The organism is Streptomyces sp. MnatMP-M17 (assembly GCF_900091995.1).
Taxonomy (GTDB): Bacteria; Actinomycetota; Actinomycetes; order Streptomycetales; family Streptomycetaceae; genus Streptomyces.
The window spans coordinates 1-2,201 of the sequence record NZ_FMDK01000750.1 but is presented as its reverse complement, the minus strand read 5'-3'; the positions used below and the strand labels follow the sequence as shown (position 1 = coordinate 2,201).

The 2,201-nt window shown below is 74.5% G+C and carries 1 protein-coding gene; it reads right to left on the bottom strand.

Annotated features, from left to right (window positions below; genetic code table 11):
- Positions 1-2,201, bottom strand: a 2,201-nt coding sequence (locus tag GA0115259_RS29780; protein WP_161230494.1) for an NHLP bacteriocin export ABC transporter permease/ATPase subunit, incomplete at both ends; no start/stop codon positions are given.

Below are 2,201 nucleotides of genomic sequence, written 5' to 3'. Positions count from 1 at the left end.
CTGGCGGCGCACCAGCCGGTGGAAGAGTCCGCCGTGGTCGGCCAGCAGGTCGGCGGGCGGACCGTACTGCGCGACGCGTCCCTGCTCCAGCACGAGGACGTGGTCCGCCTCCATGACGGTCGACAGCCGGTGCGCGATCACGACGCGGGTCGCGTCGAGACGGCGGGTGCTCTCCGTCACGACGCGCTGAGCCTCGTTGTCGAGGGCGCTGGTCGCCTCGTCGAGGAAAAGCATCCGGGGCCTGCGCACCAGGGCGTGAGCGATCATCAGCCGCTGCCGCTGGCCGCCGGACAGGCCGCCCGAGTCGTTGAGGACGGTGTGCATGCCCATCGGCATCGCCGCGATGTCCTCCGCGATCCCGGCCAGTCCGGCCGCGGCCCAGGCGTCGTCGATGGTCAGGTGGCGGCCCCCGGTGATGGTCTGCAGGATCGTTCCGTTGAGCGGAGCGGCCTGCTGCAGCACCACGGCGCACTGTCTGCGGACGGCAGCCGCGTCCAGCGAGGACAGGTCCTGTCCGTCGTAGCCCACCGTGCCGGCGTCGGGCCGTTCGAAGCCGAGCAGCAGGCGCAGCAGCGTCGACTTGCCGGAGCCGCTGGGGCCGACCACCGCGAGGAGTTCGCCCGGGCGGACCCGGAAGGAGACCTCACGCAGCACGGGGGCGTCCTTGGTGTAGCCGAAGGACAGCCCGTCGACCTCGATCGCGCCGGAGAGCCGGCCGGGGTGCCGGGTGTTCTCCCGCGCTTCGGTCGCCTCCGTCAGCAGGGGCCGCATCCGGGTGAGCATAGGCACCGCCGCGACCATGGCGGACAGCGCGTTGCCCACCTGCACGACCGAGGCGAGCGTCAGGCCGAGCGCGGCGTTGAAGGACAGGAAGTCCCCCTGGCCGAACCGGTCGCCGAGCGGCCCTGAGGTGACCAGGAACGCCAGGAACGTGCCCACGGGGAGGAACATCTGGGTGAGGACGGCGACGGCGTTCTGGTGGCGCCCGACGCGTCTGAGGTACTCCTGCCGACGCGCGAAGCGCTGCGCCCACTCGGCGTAGACGCGTTCCCCCGCCCCGGCGACCTTGATCTTGGACAGACCGCGCAGCACCTGCACAACCTGTCCAGCGAGCGCGTCCCCGATCCGCAGTGCCGCGCGCTGCCAGTGTGCCTGCCGGGCCCCGACGGCCACCAGGACCCCGGCCACCGCCGAGGTCAGGGCGAGGGCCGACAGCGCCAGCGGGACGCTGATGAACAGCATCACCGTGAGGTTCACTGCCACGACGACGCAGCCGTGCAGTGCGAGCGACGTCAGGCCGCTCAGGGCCTCGCGTGCGTTCTCCACCCCCAGCGCGGCCTGGGCCAGCTGCCCGGCGGAGTACCGCTGGAAGAACCCGGCCGGCAGCCGCAGCAGCCGGTCCCACACCGCCGCCTGCGCGACGGCCTCGAACCGCCCCTCGACCCTCAGCAGTGCCGCGTTCTCCACGGCCGCGAACGCGGTGGAGGCCACCACGACGGCCACGAGCGCCCCGCAGACCCCGATGACCCGCCCGTCCTGTCCGTGGGGGACGTAGGAGGCGAGAATCGTGCCCGTGCTGAGGGGGACGAGGGTCGCGAGGACGGCCGCGACAAGGCCCGCGCCCAGCATCCGGCACACGTCCATCGCCGATCCGCGCAGTCCGTGCCGCAGCAGCGTCCGCAGGCGCACGGGCCGGTCGGGCAGCGGCGGGTAGAACATCACCGCACGCGCGGCCAGCCCCGCCCCCGTCCGCGGGGTGACCCGCGTCCCGCGCCCGCCGGTCGGGCCGAACATGTGGTAGCCGCCGCGCCGCCACACCAGCGCCACCACCTGCCCGCTGTCCTCGGCCCAGCCGACGAGCGGTCCCAGGTCGGTACGCCACCAGGTGCCGGCCAGACCCACCACGCGGGTGCGGAAGCCCGAGCGCCGCGCAAGCCGTTCGACGGCCGTGACCCAGGGACGCCCGGCCGCGTCCGGGCCGGCGCCCGCCGCGAACCGGCTGTCCGGGGGAAGGTCCCCGCCCTCGTGCGGGGCGTCGTCGTCGTGCCCGGCCTCGGGACCGTCACCCGAACCGGGCGGGGAGCCCTTCAGGGAGAACCCGGCCGCCCGTGCGGCGACCCGGCACACGGCGGTGACCGGATCGTCGGGGCCCGAGGCCTCCCTCGGCCCCGTGCCGCCGGGCCGCAGGACGGCGCGCAGGG